The organism is Globicatella sp. PHS-GS-PNBC-21-1553, assembly GCF_033564055.1.
Taxonomy (GTDB): domain Bacteria; phylum Bacillota; class Bacilli; order Lactobacillales; family Aerococcaceae; genus Globicatella; species Globicatella sulfidifaciens.
In genome coordinates this window covers 1,422,203-1,437,704 of the sequence record NZ_CP085470.1, presented here as the reverse complement: position 1 = coordinate 1,437,704, position 15,502 = coordinate 1,422,203, and the positions used below count along the sequence as shown (strand labels likewise).

General features: G+C 36.4%; 13 protein-coding genes. 1 reads left to right on the top strand and 12 read right to left on the bottom strand.

Annotated features, from left to right (window positions below; genetic code table 11):
- Positions 1 to 201: 201 nt before the first annotated feature.
- From LB888_RS06835 to LB888_RS06820, 4 genes are all read right to left on the bottom strand, one after another.
- Positions 202 to 1,080 (bottom strand): carbohydrate ABC transporter permease, encoded by an 879-nt coding sequence (locus LB888_RS06835; RefSeq protein WP_318752358.1) that lies wholly within the window; start codon positions 1,078 to 1,080, stop codon positions 202 to 204.
- Positions 1,070 to 1,996: a sugar ABC transporter permease gene (locus LB888_RS06830; protein ID WP_318752357.1), complete on the bottom strand. Its 927-nt coding sequence runs from the start codon at positions 1,994 to 1,996 to the stop codon at positions 1,070 to 1,072. Before LB888_RS06830 ends, LB888_RS06835 begins: the two co-directional genes overlap by 11 nt.
- Before the next feature lie 215 nt (positions 1,997 to 2,211).
- On the bottom strand, positions 2,212 to 3,495 hold the full coding sequence (locus LB888_RS06825) for an ABC transporter substrate-binding protein (RefSeq protein ID WP_318752356.1): 1,284 nt from the start codon (positions 3,493 to 3,495) through the stop codon (positions 2,212 to 2,214).
- An 828-nt stretch (positions 3,496 to 4,323) separates the two neighbouring features.
- The gene (locus tag LB888_RS06820; protein WP_318752355.1) at positions 4,324 to 4,851 is read right to left on the bottom strand and encodes a GNAT family N-acetyltransferase; all 528 of its coding nucleotides are present in this window, start codon (positions 4,849 to 4,851) and stop codon (positions 4,324 to 4,326) included.
- A 243-nt stretch (positions 4,852 to 5,094) separates the two neighbouring features.
- Between LB888_RS06820 and LB888_RS06815 the strand changes: the two genes are divergently transcribed.
- The gene (locus tag LB888_RS06815; protein WP_318752354.1) at positions 5,095 to 6,381 is read left to right on the top strand and encodes a DUF4026 domain-containing protein; all 1,287 of its coding nucleotides are present in this window, start codon (positions 5,095 to 5,097) and stop codon (positions 6,379 to 6,381) included.
- A gap of 429 nt (positions 6,382 to 6,810) precedes the next feature.
- Here the strand turns inward: LB888_RS06815 and LB888_RS06810 are convergent, their stop codons facing one another.
- From LB888_RS06810 to LB888_RS06775, 8 genes are all read right to left on the bottom strand, one after another.
- Positions 6,811 to 8,454 carry a phosphoenolpyruvate carboxykinase (ATP) gene (locus LB888_RS06810; RefSeq protein WP_276646147.1) on the bottom strand — a complete coding sequence of 548 codons (1,644 nt, stop codon included), beginning with the start codon at positions 8,452 to 8,454 and terminating at the stop codon, positions 6,811 to 6,813.
- 353 nt (positions 8,455 to 8,807) lie between these two features.
- Positions 8,808 to 9,602, bottom strand: coding sequence for a nitrilase-related carbon-nitrogen hydrolase (locus LB888_RS06805; RefSeq protein WP_318752353.1), 795 nt, complete (start codon positions 9,600 to 9,602; stop codon positions 8,808 to 8,810).
- An 11-nt stretch (positions 9,603 to 9,613) separates the two neighbouring features.
- The gene (locus LB888_RS06800) at positions 9,614 to 10,513 is read right to left on the bottom strand and encodes an alpha/beta hydrolase (RefSeq protein ID WP_318752352.1); all 900 of its coding nucleotides are present in this window, start codon (positions 10,511 to 10,513) and stop codon (positions 9,614 to 9,616) included.
- Positions 10,514 to 10,584: 71 nt separating this feature from the next.
- On the bottom strand, positions 10,585 to 11,172 hold the full coding sequence (locus LB888_RS06795; RefSeq protein WP_318752351.1) for a rhomboid family intramembrane serine protease: 588 nt from the start codon (positions 11,170 to 11,172) through the stop codon (positions 10,585 to 10,587).
- A 31-nt stretch (positions 11,173 to 11,203) separates the two neighbouring features.
- Positions 11,204 to 11,503: a DUF503 domain-containing protein gene (locus LB888_RS06790; protein WP_318752350.1), complete on the bottom strand. Its 300-nt coding sequence runs from the start codon at positions 11,501 to 11,503 to the stop codon at positions 11,204 to 11,206.
- A 131-nt stretch (positions 11,504 to 11,634) separates the two neighbouring features.
- Positions 11,635 to 12,258, bottom strand: a complete 624-nt coding sequence (locus tag LB888_RS06785) for a plasmid pRiA4b ORF-3 family protein (RefSeq protein WP_318752349.1) — start codon at positions 12,256 to 12,258, stop codon at positions 11,635 to 11,637.
- A gap of 528 nt (positions 12,259 to 12,786) precedes the next feature.
- Positions 12,787 to 12,939 carry a hypothetical protein gene (locus LB888_RS06780; protein WP_318752348.1) on the bottom strand — a complete coding sequence of 51 codons (153 nt, stop codon included), beginning with the start codon at positions 12,937 to 12,939 and terminating at the stop codon, positions 12,787 to 12,789.
- Positions 12,940 to 13,038: 99 nt separating this feature from the next.
- Positions 13,039 to 14,403: an FAD-dependent oxidoreductase gene (locus tag LB888_RS06775; RefSeq protein ID WP_318752347.1), complete on the bottom strand. Its 1,365-nt coding sequence runs from the start codon at positions 14,401 to 14,403 to the stop codon at positions 13,039 to 13,041.
- Positions 14,404 to 15,502 lie beyond the last annotated feature (1,099 nt).

Here is a 15,502-nt window from a genome sequence, read left to right as displayed (position 1 = left end):
TTATCAAGAATAACATTTTTTATATATAAAGAAGTTTCCTCTCATAATCCTTTTCCTTTCTAAAAAGCAGTCGTTCAACTTTTCTTTGGGCCACAAAAACGACCACCCACAGGTAGTCGTTTCAACATTCTATTTTAATGCTTATACTGTTTAATGAAATCCATAACTAATCAGTCTTAGTTGGTTTATAAACGTCACCAGTTACTTAATAGCGCCGTCAACCATTCCTTTAAGGATTTGTTTTTGTGCTAATAAGAAGACAATAATTATCGGAATCATAATCATTAAACTGGAAGATAAAATCATATCCCATTGCTTAGTATAAGATCCCGCAAAGTTTGATAACGCAATCGGTAATGTTTGAATATCATTTCCTACTCCTAATAATTGAATAGGCAGTAAGTAGTCGTTCCAAATCCAAATACCATTTAAAATGATAATTGTCATGTAGATTGGTTTCATAATTGGCATCACCACATAGAAGAAGGTTTGGAATTTATTAGCACCGTCAATTTCGGCAGCTTCTTCAATTTCCAATGGCACCCCTTTTAAGAATCCATGGAACATAAAGACCGACAACCCCATACCAAAACCGATATAAGCTAAGATTAATCCTGGATAGGAACGTAACAATGTCACACTAAATAACGGTTGTGTAATATTGACTGAAAGTGTTCTAAACCAAGAAATCAATGGGTACATCACAACTTGGAACGGAATAACCATCGAAGCTACAAATAGATAAAAGATAACATTGGAAGTTTTAGATTTATAACGTACCAAGCCCCATGCAGCTAGTGAACTAAATAATGAAATTAATGTCAAAGACAATACCGTGATAATGACTGAGGATAAAAATGAGCCACGGTAATCAATGGAAGGATTGTTCCAAATTGAAATAAAGTTTTCCCATATTTTCCCCCAATTTTCCGGTAATGATAAAGGATTAAGTAATATTTCACGTGAGGACTTAGCTGAGTTAATGGTAATAAGCAAAATCGGTGAAATAAATAATACGAACACGAGTAAAGAAAAACTTCTAATAAAATTTTGGGCCATTTTGCTTTCATTACATTTCAACCTCCTGACGTTTGGTAATAGTCGTTTGCGTTAAACTAATAACTACCAAAATAACGAATAAAATAACGGCTCGTGCTTGTCCTAATGCTAGTTTATTTTCAACCGATGCCGTGTTATAAATATTCATCGTCATAAATTCAGTTGACTTAATGGCTGCTCCATTCCACATCATTGAAGGGCCACCACCTGTTAAGGACACGTTCACATCGAACATTTTGAATGAGTTATTAATGGTTAAGAATAGTGAGACTGTAAAGGCCGGCATAATCATCGGGAATGTAATATGGCGTAATTTTTCCCACCAATTAGCCCCATCCAATGATGCTGACTCGTATAATGATTGCGGTACATTTTGTAAACCAGCATAATAAATCATCATAATATAACCGGCATATTGCCAAGTTGACGTCATTACCAATGCCATGACCGCTAATTTGGGATTACCCAAGAATAAATTATTCGCTAACCAGTCAATGCCTATCGTTTCTCCAATATTTGGAAAGACATTATTGTAAATAAATTGCCAAATATACCCTAATACCAGTCCACCAATTAAGTTCGGAATAAAGAAACCAGCACGGTAAACATCACGCGCTTTAACCTTACTGGATACGATCATCGCTAAGGTGAACCCAACAATATTAATGGTAATAATATTAAAAAATGCGAAAATAAAGGTCACCATTACGGAATAACGATAACGAGAATCCGCAAAACTATCAAAGTAGTTTTGTAGTCCTTTTAAATTAGCTTCCGGTTTAATAATACCGCCCCAATCCGTAAATGAATAATAAATCCCCATGAAAAATGGAATAAAAATTACTAAAATTAATGAGATAAAAGCCGGAGCGACTAATAACCAGAAATTCCGTCGTTGACGTTTACTTCTCTTTGCGATATATTCTTTTTCTGCCATAAAATTCCCCTCCTTAAAGAATCAGAGTGGGCTAGAAGTAGAAAATCACATGATTTTCGCTTCACATGCCCACTCCTTCACAGTTGAGTTTGTATAACTAGGTCGTTAAAACCCCTTATTTGACACTACCAAACCACTGTGCTTTGATATCTCGTTGCGAGATTTTGCTAGAAATGTATACTTTCTAACCTGGTAAAAATTTGACTAAATTACAATTATTCACCTAATAAGCTTGGAATTTTAGCAATTTCTTCCGTCATCAATTTAATGAATTCAGCTTTGTCAATATTTCCTTGAGCAAATTGTCCATAGATTGGTCCTAAGTTGTTCATACCAAATCCATCTGGTGTGAAGTAAATTGAGTCAAATGAATAAACTGGTTTTTCATCCGCAACCCATTGTGCTAAGAAAGCAGACATTGGTGCTTCTGGTGATTCGGTTGTTGTTGAGAATGCTGAAATCATATTTGCTTGGTTGACGATATAATCTTGACCTTCAGGTGTTGAAACCATATCATTGAAGAATTTAGTAATAGATTCCATCGCTGCTGATTCTTTATTTACAACATAGTATGAAGGAGCCCCGATAAATAATCCGTCTGCATTGGTATCAGCACCTAAAGTTTGATAAGGGATGAATCCCATCGCAAAGTCAGCTTCTAATTCTTTTAAGTTAGGATCTTTCCAGTTACCTTGGTGTAAGAATGCTGCTTGACCAGATGCAAAAGCAATATCCATGTCTTCTTGAGTACCAACTGTTAACATTTGTTTTTCAGTATGATTAAATAATAATTCAACCCAATCAGCATAGTCTGCCATCCGTTGTTCATCGACTTCACCTTTCAAGGTTTGTTCGACAACAGAACGGTCACCATTTTCTAAACCTCCGCCTAAGAATGCGTTAAAGTCGTGGTTACCCATAATCCATGTTTCGCCTTCTTTAGTAGCATTCGCGACAACTGTTGTTAAGCCCAATTCTTCTTTACGGTTTTCTAAGTCTTCCATCGCTGCTTTTAATGCTTCAAATGAATCTAAAGTCGCTGGATCAATTCCTGCTTCTTCTAATAAGTCAGCATTGTAAGCTAAACCATATCCTTCAACAGATACTGGGAAGCCATAAACATCATCACCTTGTTTAAACTCAAATTCAGTTTGATCTACCCAATCACCTTCTATCGGTGTTAAGAAATCAGCCCACATATCATATCCAGCTTGACCTTCAATAACAAACACGTCAGGACCATCTCCAGCAGTGAAGTCTGCTTTTAATTGGTCACCTAATGTACAAGAACCAGAACAAACTTTAATCGTCACATCGACTCCATTTGCCTCTCCCCATGTCTTAGCATAATTCGTTAAGGCTTCTTGTGTTTCACTTTTATTTGAATATAAAGTGAACGCATCGGCACTTGTCGAAGCCGCTGAAACTGATGGGACCGAAAGCATCGTTGCCGCTGCTAAAACTAACCCTGCACGTTTGAAAAATGGAATTTTTACCATATTATTTCCTCCTAGATAAGTAATATTTATCCTCATTATATCATTACAAACGCTTTCGTACAACCGTTTGCAAAGTTAACTACTCATGTGAAAGATTAGTAGGTTGTTTTCAAAAAAACATTGAAATAATAACTTTTATTTGAAAACAACATTTTTTCCACTGATAGAGAGTTTCTAATCTATTTTGTTCTAATAAAGGATGTAGAAAATCAACAACACGTTAATAAGATGCTGGAAAACCTTGATATATCAAGATTTTTGAAGTGCCTAAGCTTTTTTACCGATTTATTTTTAGAACAGTATGATGATAGTTTGCTTAATATTGAGTAACTATTTTTCGAAAAACGGAACTGGTTCAAAAAAAGATCCTGTTACCGTTAACAGTTTTTTACTTCTTTCAAAAATGAAAAACCAAACTGAATTTTTGTATTTTTTGCCTAGCCTTGACCTAAAGCGTTTGGAGTATTATACAATAGTAAAAAATTAAGATATGTCCCTTTTATCAAAATGGTTCCCTATTTGCGAACATGTATTTTTAATATGACGATATTTTGCAAGCGCGTGATCAGATGACAGTCCCTCATTCACATCGCGAACGTCAGCTTTGAGTCTGGGCAATGATTAAGGAACATTATTCGAATAGATAGTACAACATCTTTTGTTATTCGCTGTTCCTTTACAATCTATTTCCAATTAAAACCACCACTCATCTTGTTGAAGGGCAGCAATTTCGCTCTGACCCCTTCTTGTGAGTGGTGGTGTTTGTTTTTAGCATTAAATCAATGATCAACTTCGTTGGACGTATGCTATCACAACCTTAACTACTTGCTAGCAAACTGGATTTGACTTTTGATAAATATTAATCTTTACTAATCGCGCTTCCGCTTTCGATCGTGGTCGTTCTTCTTGTCTAATGAATTTAAAACCATTTTTCTTAATCACGGAGTTGCTGCCAATATTAATGTCTTCAGCTTCAATAAATATTTGCGGATATCCTAATTCAAATAAATAAGCGACGACTGCACCAAAGGCTTCTGTCATATAACCTTGATTCCAGTATTGTTTTCCCAGTACATATCCAATTACTGGTGAGCCATCCCAAAATTTAATAATATCAATCATGCCCAATAGCTCGTCGGTCGCTTTCGATTCGATACCATAGCGAACGGTCTGTTCATCTTGATAAGCAACTAACCAACTGGTTAAGATTGCTTGAGTGGTCGCAACCGTTTCATGTGGTTCCCACGTTAAAAACTTCGTTACTTCTGGGTCATTTGCCCAGCCATTAAAGATAGTTAGCACATCATCCTCCGTTAGTTTTCGTAAACGTAATCGCTTAGTCTCAAGTTCTTTCATTCGCATCCCCTCCACTTGTGCTATATTTTTTCTATTATAACATAGAACTGCATTATTTTTATAATGGTATTAACTGCCAAATTCCAATTTAAAACCTGATTCTTTCAGTTATGGCGTCTTATCTGATTCTCAAAATATACTCCTAAGGCATCCAATCATTCACAACATCACTAAAAGCACTTCTTTCTGTCACAATGATTTAATTTCGGTATAATAAAGATAACATTACTGGGAGGTTGTACGATGAGCGCACAAAATAAAGCTAAAAATATTGAAATGAAAGAACCACTCTTTCGAGAAAAAAACTCGACAATGACTCTCATTTTAAATCCACATGAGGACATTCAGCTTTCCCACGAGTCATTTGACGTTCTCAATCAACTGGAACATTTTGCGGTCGCTTCCGTCAAAATGCCTGCTGAAACCAACACTCCTTTTGGGACCGTGACTTATCAATATGGTGATGCTTATCGTTTTTTCCTATTTCAATTACATCAAGCAAGCAATCTTTTAGAAGACGTACAGCTCGACGATTTGGAGGCACAATATGTTCAACAATTACATTCAGCAAAGCAAGCATTAACTATCATTTTACCCTTCACCCATGAGTTACAGCAGTGTTATCAATTACAACTCAGTATCGCCAATCTGTTAGTTCCGAAGATGATGGGGCTTATTGATGAAAATGCCCAACGATTCTTGTGTCACCAACAGGTCAAAATGATTGCCCAATCGCATTATCTCCCTAATCCGGCGATGTTGTTTTCGATCCAAGCGGTTCAACGCTCAGGTAAAATTTGGCTTCATACGCATGGACTCATTCGCTGTCAGTTAACAGAACTTGAAATCTTGAATGTAACAAAAGACACTTACAATGATTTTTATTATTTAATCAAACATTTAGCGATTCAATTGGTTTACTTACGCTTAGAAAAACCAAATGACCCGGTGGAACAAACACAGATCCTAGGGGCATTCAATCATCAACACCCGATTGTATCCCATACGATTCCTTGGAATCAAGCCTTAAAATATTACCCTAGCCAGGCACTCGGTGGTACTAATGACCGACAAGTAGACCATCATTCTTTATCTAATTTAATCTTTATTTTACTTATTGATGAGCATGATGAACAACAATTGGTGACGGCGGATAAAGCGAGTCATTTATTCAAACAAGACCCACTTTATACTGTCCCACCATTAGAAATTAAACGCGAAAAGTTGGTGGCTCATGAACAATTTCCACTGTTACTAAAAGCTTTCAATCAGCATAAAGATGCACCTACTTGGGTGCCTTTAGTAAAAATTAGCATTCCACATGGTGAACATAATCAAGAAAATGTTTGGTTTCAGTTAGATGAATTAACCAATGAGATGATTATCGGTAAAGCAACGCATGATGCTCAATATTTACCGGATATCAAAACCGATACCGTCGCAACATTTCCATTAGACCAAATGATTGATTGGATTATTTACACACCAGAAGGCACCATCACTCCAAACGAGGCTTATCGTTTAATGTAAATTAAATCGATAATCGTTGGCGAATCCTAAGTTCTTCCTAGCTCAAAATAGGAAGAGATGACTCAGGACTCGCCAGCTTTTTCGCTTTCTTAAACTTCTATGTTGCAATTTCACAAACGAGTCCGTTTTTCAATGCACTTAGTCTCCACTGATGATGATTCTTTTAAATTGCCAACTTATCATTATGTTTTTTGCGAGTAGGCTGAGCATTTCCCCAACATAATGGGAGTACTAAAAATAGGTGGACACATAAGCGAAAAACCTATAATTTTCAACTAATCGCCCGCTCGCCAGATAATTTTCAGTGTTGCTCACTCATATTTCTCCATCATCCTAATAACTTCTAAAAAATAAACAAACAGGCAGGACATCGAAAATCATTTGATTTTCAATGCGCCTACCCGCTTTCTATCTAGGTATATAACCACTTTATTTTGCTAATTTTTCCACTAATGCATTTAACGTTTCATAATAGCTTGCTTTTAATGGCTCTTTTTCTACGCTAATTTCTTTAATCCATTGTGCACGGTCATTTAAGCGCTCATGCAATAATTTGCGATAAGCTTCATCAGCAAAATCGGGTTCATATCCTTCAATCGGCATATAACTTAACTCTTCTAATGGTCCAAATGGCACAAACTCTGCTCGCTCTTCGACTAAACTTTCAATAATACCCAAGGTAACCGCTGGTGTAATTTTCTTGTCCATAAAGAAGCCGGTATTCAAGATATAGCCATGAACTTCTCCTGAATTGAATAATTGTTCAAATGAATCACAGTCCTCTTGTAATGGATAAACTCTAAATGGATTCGCGAACGGCTCAATAACTAGTTTTTCCATATTGGTTCCTGGGACTAAGTTTTCAGCTGTTGAACGTTTGGTGGTTAAAGTTAAGCCAAAGATCATCGCTAATTCAGGACCTTCAATCTTCACTACCGGTGGTAAGGTCTCATCTTTCATTAACCAGAACACACTATTAATCGGCACATCAAATTTATCCACCCGATTCGGTGTTGAGTGACGTGATTTGACCGTACGACCATTATTATTACGAATATCTTCGGTCACTAACACCTTTTCGCCTGCTTCATTCAAGCTAACGCCAACGTTTTGAGCAGTGACAAAATATTTTTGTTCAGGATGTCCATAAGGATAATCTTGCGTTTTGTCAAAATAAGATGGCTCTAAAGCAATAGAAGAGAAATCATCTAACGAAATAACAAAAGCATCATCATGAAGCACCTTAATCTCATATTTATCTTCGTGTTTTGCATGGGTTAAAGTTGATTTTCCGGTACCAGATAACCCAAAGAAAGCTGCTACATAGGGTTTATCGCCAGTAATCATTTCTTTCATACCACCATGGCAAGAGACATAACCATGACGACGTGCAATCGCCCAAGCTAAGGTTAAAGTTCCTTTTTTCAACTCTCCAAAATATGGTAACCCTAAAACAATCACTACATTACATTTTGGATCAAAGTAAACAAAACCATTTGGATGATCAGGATGTGTCCATTTTGGATCGCTATAAATTAAGATATCCGATTCATCTTCATAAACTTTACTGCGTTCATACATTGCGGTCATTTGGTCAGATGCCCATTGGAAATTTAATAACCAAGAATATAAGTTGTTAATCTCTTCAGACGGCACCATCAAACGCGCTCTTACCATAAAATCTTCATCTAGTCCGACATAAGCTGTCGTGGTTAAATATTCACGCTCACGATTGGCATACAACGCATCGCGGACAATCCCTAATAGCTTCTTATCATCCTCACCGGTTCCAGAAAGATGTCTGGCTGCGGCTGTACGTCCCGTTACACGCCCACCATTATCAACCAATACTTTAGCGCCCTTTGGTAAGCCTAAATCTTCGGCATGAGCTACCTCTTGATCTAAAACAATCGTTCCCTTATAAGCAGCCGCTCTTTCATAGGCCTCACTGATTGTTTTTACTTCTTCTACATTATTCCCATAAAAGGCGGTCTCGATGGTTGATCTTAAAGCTGAAAATTGAGGATTATCTTTACCAAGTCTACTAGTTTCATACCGTGAAATTGTTGCCATATCACATTCTCCTTTTCATCTCTATTTATTTTCCTTAGTTACAATGTCACTCATCAACATCAAGAATCGCTTCTATTTGATCAATAATGTCCACTACATTCCTTTCTATATTATTTTCGCTAAACGATAAAGCGCTTTCTTATATATAATTATACCAAAGCAACGCAATTTATCAATATTTTTTATGTAAATATTTGATACTTAACAGTTTTTCAAAGTACTTATTACCTTAATTTTAATAGAGCTATCATTCAAGTAGCAATACAGCATAATAACCTACTACGCATCATGAAGGACCCATTTTGAAAGTATGGGTACTTAAAATAAGTAGTAGGCTATGACTGTTTTTGTATTTAATATAATTCCGGACGACGGTCACGATAAAAATCAAAACTTGCTTTTACTTCTTCAATCATTTGCGGTCGAATTTCAAAGGTACCAAAAGACTCCTCATCTTTTAACATAAATTGAACATTGGTTAACGGGTCAACAATTTGACTATGACCACCGGTCACACCTAGGCCATCTGATAACTCACGGGTGAATTGATTCGCACAAATCGTGAAAATTTGGTTTTCTAGTGCGCGGGCTTTTAATAACACTTCTAGATGATGGATAAATGCTTTTGGCCACGCTGCCGGAATAAATAATAATTGAATGCCAGCAAGGGCCAATTTGCGGACCCATTCCACAAAATCCAAATCATAACAGATAATTAAGCCACATTTGATGCCCTCTAATTCAAAGACACACAACTCGTCACCCGCGGTCATTGCTTCCGACTCGTCTTGCGGATGATAAAGATGTACCTTATCATAGCTAGTGATGAGATTTCCTTCACGATTGTTGACATGGGCGGTGTTATAGTAACGATTCCCTCTTTGTTCAATAATGGAGCCACCCACAATATTAACTCGATATTTTACAGCTAATTGTGATAATAGAGCTTTCGTTTTTTCACCATTTAAATCGGCATAATTTTCCGGTTGAGAAGTTGCTAGAGGCATATTCCACAATTCTGGTAATAACACCACATCACCGATACCCTGTTCAGAATCTGCCACTTGCTCGAAAAGTATTTCAACTGCTTGATAGGGATTAGTGGTTGGGGTTGGGCAAGCTTCTAGTTGAATTAAACTTATTTTCATTAAATGCTCCTTTACTTTTTCTGCTGACAAATAGTGCGATAAAATTCGATATAATCTTGAATAACTGCCTCAAACATCGGCTCTAAATAAATCTCAAAATGCGCGCAATCATATTCTTTAATTGTGGCATTAGCTGCTTGTTGGGCCCATTTTAAAGTGGCTGAAGCTGGGGCAATGGTATCTTTTTTACATAATGCAAAATAAATCGGTGTTGTAACCTCTCGGGCTAACTTTCCTGGAGAATATTTAAGAAACTCTAATAAAGTACGGGCAGGGACTTGATTGATAAAATTAGCCTCACCAATCATTCTACTGGTGCTATCATCATGATCTGATACTGTCATCAATGCTCCTTCGCCTTTATTACCTGCAAGTTTTAACATAACCGGACGATAACCTCTTACCATTGATACGATATCCGCCACTAAATAGGGCATCATTTTAAGTAATGAGAAAAAAGGGACTGCACGAGTAGTCGCCCAAGTATCGGTATAAGGACATTGAGCAATTGTGGCAGTAATATCCCGACGCTCAGCCGCTAATTGAATCACATGACCGCCGCTAAATGACGTGCCAAATAAGTATAATTGCGTTGCGTCAACTCTTGGCTCTCGCTTCACCCACTCAATCGCCTGACGCCAATCAGTCAATTGATGCTGAACATTAATTAATTGACGCCTCTGACCCTCACTCGCCCCAAAATTACGATAATCGAACAAAAAGCAAGCCAGTCCCGCTTGAGCAAAACGTTGGGCATACACATCCAATCGCATATTACGCAAAGCACCTAAACCATGCGCCATAACAATCACTGGTGCCGGATAGCGTGTTGCCGGCAAATACAACCAGCCACTGCAACGGGTGCCGTCAGAATAAAAATCGATGTCTTCACGGATGTATCGGTGTGCCAAGAAAATGACCTCCTTTAATTATAATTAGTAGCCTTGGTTATCATGCTTAAAAGCGCAAATAACAAAGTCGTTTATCGATGCTTAGCTTGATACAAATTTAATTGATAGCCTAAATACGCCCCTACTAAACCACCTATAATATGGGTTAAATTTGAGATGTTATCGGAAGTAAAGATGCCTTGATGGACTTCCTTACCAATATAAAGCAACGCCACCAAAATAAACGTAATCGGAATTTCCCCTTCTTTTAAACTGGTCATCGATGCGAATAATATAAAGGCAAAAACTACTCCGCTAGCTCCCAGTAACGCCACTTTTGGAAATAGTAAAAAATGAATCACACCCGTTACAAATGCTGTTGACAAGATGACCATTAAAATATTCATCGAACCATACTTATCTTCTAACAATGGTCCAATTACTAAAAACATCATCATATTACTAATTAAATGGTCCCAATTCGCATGACCTAAGACATGCCCAAAAAATCGTAAATAAGTAAAAGGATCCCAGAACGATGAGCGATAAACACTAAATAATGTACGCTTTAAGGCTCCACCAAACACCTGATCAAACAATAGAATCATAAAACTAGCAAAAGCAAAAGACAATATGACTGGCGAATTAAATGACAATTTCATTTTTTTAGCATTTTTCATTTGATTGTCGCTCCTTCATCTATTATGGATATTATTCAACAACCAAAATATCCCACATAGCATTTTGTAATTCGCATGACTTATCTAAAGTAAAATCATATAAAAAATCTTCAATTCGTTGAGCATATTGCTCGCCTTCTAATTCAGACAGACAAACCAACGCTAGCGATAAATGAAGCTGTTGGTAATCTTCTTGATGTGCCGTTTCTCGCACACTAACTGAAAAACCCTTTTTTAATTGCGAAACTAACGACTGGCGAATACTGCGTTTGTCTTTTAAAGAGTTAGCATAAGGTAACTTTATCGAAATTGCCATCACTAAAACTAACACGAGTCATCCTCCTAAAAAATAGCTATCTTCAGTATAGCATCAAATTTATCTTAAAAATAATAAAAACCCTATGAACTTTACAAACTCAAATGTAAAATCATAGGATTTAATTTTAACGGGTCAAAAATAAATTACCAATTGATTTCCACTTCTGAATCATAAATATGATAAGGTAAAATAACATCACCATTATTTAGCCGATAAAACTTAGCTAATCGCTTATTCACTCGAGGTAGATCATAGTCTTCTAAAATTCTAGGATTCCATTTAACCCACTCTTGATACTCCTTAGACTCAGGGGTTTTTGACAACTCTCTAATTTCCTCTAAACCTCCAGGGCCGCCGCAATCTTCCGATATATTTTCGCCGCGAAAGCTGACCACGCTAGGGACCTCCTCTGATGTTGTGACCTTTACTTTCATCAAGGTGATTTTAAACTCCCAATTATCGCCGAAATCATAGGTATAATCGAGAGTGTTTAGTTCTAACAAATAGGGAAGAACAAGTGTTTTGTCTGCATCCACATAGTTGATTCCCTCATTATAAGAATTAAAATACTCATCACGCATATACTCAAGGTTTATTACAAAAGAATGCGACTTTTTAGTGAAATTAAACAAATGCATATCAAATAAGCCAAAAGTAATTTGAATAATATGATGCAACTCAAAAAAAGTGATACGATTCGGTAAGATTATATTACGCCAAATCGGAGGAGACTTTATCTCTTTTAATTGAACTTTAACTTGAAACATTTTTTAACCCCCTAATCAAATTGTTATTAGAAAAATTTGCATTATTCTACTTACAGTATAAAATATCGAACGCACTTTTTCTACTTAGTTCCTCCATAAAAATGCTCTGAGCTATCCCTTAGAAAAAGTTTTGAAGTGATGTTTCAATTGAATCTTTCCTTACATTCTAAGTTGCAATTTACGCTCCTGATTTCATATTGAAGTTAGAAAGAATGGAGTACGCTAAGCATCTTCCAATATACGAATTGATACTATTTTTTATTAATTAAATGCAACAAAAAAAGTCTCTAAGCTTATAATACTTAAAGACTTTTTACTATTTTACTTCTTATAAAGAATTTCATCTAATTCAAATGGGAGTGGACCAAAAGTAGAAAATCAAATGATTTTCGCTTTGTCTGTCCACCCCCGCAAAGTTGGGAGTAGACCAGAAGTAGAAAATTGAATAATTTTCGCTTCGTCGGCCTACCCCCGCACAGTTGGGAGTAGACCAGAAGTAGAAAATTGAATAATTTTCGCTTCGTCGGCCTACCCCCGCACAGTTGAGTAGGCCTCAAACAAGTCGTTTAGACGCCATTTGAGACCACTCAACCACTGCGCTTTTAATGAATAAGCACTAATTTGACTGGATTTTTCAAGCTTGTTCTCAGCTAAGTTAAGACGCAGATTGAGACCACTCAACCACTGCGCTCTGAATTAAATAGATATGGCTGAACAGAATTTAAAAAGTTTTGCCCAGCCTCATTTCCACAAGAGAGTGCAGAAATTAATTTGTTTGAATTAGAATAAAATCTTGTCTGCCCCACCAAATTGATTTCCTAATGCTTGATGAGCAAGCACTTGAACATAATGCCATGGACGGTCATAATTTGGTTGATAGAAAAAGTCTACCATTGCTAATTGTTCTAACGTCCATTTAGCATTAATCGCAATCGATAACGCATTGATGGAATCCGCAACATCATGAATAGAGACAAATTGTGCACCTAAAATCACATGCGTGTCTTCATCGAAGTAAATCTTCATATGAACAGTTCCTGGTCGACGCATGAAGTCTGGATACACTTTTTCTTCACAATAAGCTGAAGCAATCTTACCATCATAACTATCCGCACTCACATGCCCTAAACCAGTTGTGACAACCGTATAATCGAAAACATGTAAAGCAGAAGTACCAGATACAGGTAACATCTTCACTAATGATTCTTTTCCTAAAGCATGTAAAGCCGCCACAATTCCTTGACGACGAGCATTCGTTGCTAAAGCGATATTGGTTTTCTTTCCAGTAGGTGCATACATAATTTTAGTTGCATCCCCACCGGCATAAATGTCGGTGACAGAAGTACGCATGAATTCATCGATTTCTACAAATCCACGTTCATCGATATCGACGATTCCTTTTAACCATTCGGTATCTGGTTTAACTCCTACCGCAATGACAACGGTATCGGCCTCATATTCTCCTTTATCCGTTACAACGCCGGTTACTTTGCCGTCTTTACCGGTTAATTTCTCAACTTTTTCGTGCCCTTTGAAAGCTAAACCTTTTTCTTTGGCATGATTTTCTAATACAGTCGCTAATTCTGGATCGACATAGGTTGGTAAAATATGATCTAGACCATCTAGTAAAATCGTTTCGATTCCGGCTTCTGTGTAGGCCGTCGCCACTTCGACACCAATATAGCCTGCCCCAATTACGACTGCTTTTTTACTAGATTTCATTCGTTCTTTAACGTTTCCTGCATCTTCACATCCACGGAAAGTATGAACATTTTCTAAATCATACCCTTCAAATTTTGGAACAGGTGCAAAGCCTCCAGGACTCAGTAAGAGCTTATCATAGCTTTCTTCCTTCTCACCTTCGTTATCCTTAATTTGAATTGTTTTAGACTCAGGATTAATCCCCACGACTGCTGTTGAGTAATGCATATGAATCCCTTGATCAGCATAAGATTGGTTGGTAGCAAAATGCAATTCGTCTAAAGCTTGAGCAATACCTTGAAGATAAGATTGAGCACCACAAGACATAAAGGACGCGTGGTCACCTGCTTCATATAAATGAATCTCTGCACTCGGTTCTTGCTTCAAGATTGTCTGTACCGCTTCAAATCCAAAATGCGATGTTCCAACTACTACGTACTTCATAAAATAGTCTCCTCTCGTTTATTATAACCATTCTAAACTGATGATATATTCATCTTAACACTCCTCAAAAAAACTTGCATCTAAAAAGACTTATCAATGAAATTATTTTAGTTTGTTAATACAAAACATTTCTGATGATTGAAATGTCAAAATCTATATTTAATTCTTAACAAGTGGGATTGAGATGAAGTATAAAATAAGATAAGTTTTGCTTTTGATACTCCCGTACCGTTTGGTTTGTATCAACTAATCTTAAAATCAACTAGATGCCAGTCAACCATTACGCTTATAAAATTATCCGATACAACTAAACTGAATTTTTGAAATTTTGTCCAACTTCCTTTCGTTATCTAACCATGCAAAGACATGTCTTTGCACAAAGTTTCATTTTTCAAAATCAGGTAAATTCTTTCATCTGAATGCCTTTTAAACAATGTAAGCATTCCAAACGTACAAAAAGTAATAAACGAGATAAAAATAATGCATTTTGTGTTTTCATAAATTTTCAAATTGTCTCATTTTGAGACACGAAAACAGCCTTTTTTGAGTGTTATTTTCATTTTCATAAATTTTAGAAAAATACTTCGCTAAACTTTATATATTCTTAATAATTAAGCAAAATATGTCTCAAAATGAGACACGGGCTTGTGAATGAAAATAACCACAGTAGAATTCTCATCTGAATGGCTTTTTTAAATTTATTTCAAAAACAATCAGCAAGACAATGCAAAAAAAGCATCTAAAAAATCGAATACTACTTAATGAGGGATTGGTCTTCTAACTCACCGTATTCCTTATTGTTAACCGTTGTTTGATTAGGATTGATTTTTTAAAAGATTAAAAATGGGTAGTTAACCAGCGCCTACAAAACAACTTTATTATAAAGCCATTTTTTAAGGTCTTATCACACGAGCTCCACCGTCACGATGTTAAAAGATTTTGTTGCCATCACAAAAATAAAACTATCACTATTCTAAAATATGATAAAAGGATACTTGCGACATAACCTGAAATCATAAATGAATACGCTAGCACCATATTAGGCGCATTATCATCATTTTCTTGGTATAATGATGAAAATAAGGTTTAGGAGAGTGAT

Coding starts and splice junctions, on each gene's coding strand:
- LB888_RS06830 (WP_318752357.1), bottom strand. CDS start 1,996: ATGGCAGAAAAAGAATATATCGCAAAGAGAAGTAAACGTCAACGACGG.
- LB888_RS06825 (WP_318752356.1), bottom strand. CDS start 3,495: ATGGTAAAAATTCCATTTTTCAAACGTGCAGGGTTAGTTTTAGCAGCG.
- LB888_RS06820 (WP_318752355.1), bottom strand. CDS start 4,851: ATGAAAGAACTTGAGACTAAGCGATTACGTTTACGAAAACTAACGGAG.
- LB888_RS06815 (WP_318752354.1), top strand. CDS start 5,095: ATGAGCGCACAAAATAAAGCTAAAAATATTGAAATGAAAGAACCACTC.
- LB888_RS06810 (WP_276646147.1), bottom strand. CDS start 8,454: ATGGCAACAATTTCACGGTATGAAACTAGTAGACTTGGTAAAGATAAT.
- LB888_RS06805 (WP_318752353.1), bottom strand. CDS start 9,602: ATGAAAATAAGTTTAATTCAACTAGAAGCTTGCCCAACCCCAACCACT.
- LB888_RS06795 (WP_318752351.1), bottom strand. CDS start 11,172: ATGAAAAATGCTAAAAAAATGAAATTGTCATTTAATTCGCCAGTCATA.
- LB888_RS06785 (WP_318752349.1), bottom strand. CDS start 12,258: ATGTTTCAAGTTAAAGTTCAATTAAAAGAGATAAAGTCTCCTCCGATT.
- LB888_RS06775 (WP_318752347.1), bottom strand. CDS start 14,403: ATGAAGTACGTAGTAGTTGGAACATCGCATTTTGGATTTGAAGCGGTA.